Annotated in this window: 1 protein-coding gene; it reads right to left on the bottom strand. The window is 63.9% G+C overall.

The features are described from left to right. On the bottom strand, nt 1–239 hold a 239-nt coding region (locus RVY79_RS17905; RefSeq protein ID WP_317465862.1), incomplete at its 3' end, for a lecithin retinol acyltransferase family protein. Nucleotides 240–380 lie beyond the last annotated feature (141 nt).

The following is a 380-nucleotide window of genomic DNA, read 5'->3' as shown; positions in this document are numbered from 1 at the left end:
ATGGACACCGCAAAGCCGTGGGCAAATCCGGCAATGGAGGTTCTTTCCACCGGCCCGCGGCGCTGGCGGCGCGAGAAGCCCGCGTAGTGAATCACCTCACCATCACCCACATAGATGCCGTGATGCGCATACCCCTTGCGCTCGGTGACGAGGTGGGCGCCGACGGGCAGGGCCAGATGCGGCTCGGCAACACTTTCCTGTGCATGCCATGCGGCGAGGGCTGCGGTATTCCGGCGCATGGCGTGCTCCTGTTGGGTTGGGTGTTTGTATGTCCCCAGTATTGGCGGCGCGGGCAAGGGTGTCATGCAGGCTCGGCTGAACATGCTGTCGGGCCGGCGGGCTTCCATGTCAGGGAAATCTGACGCACGTTGTGGAAACCG

Source organism: Chromohalobacter sp. HP20-39 (genome assembly GCF_033052815.1).
In the GTDB taxonomy this organism is placed as follows: Bacteria; Pseudomonadota; Gammaproteobacteria; order Pseudomonadales; family Halomonadaceae; genus Chromohalobacter.
This window is presented reverse-complemented; position numbering and strand designations above follow the sequence as displayed.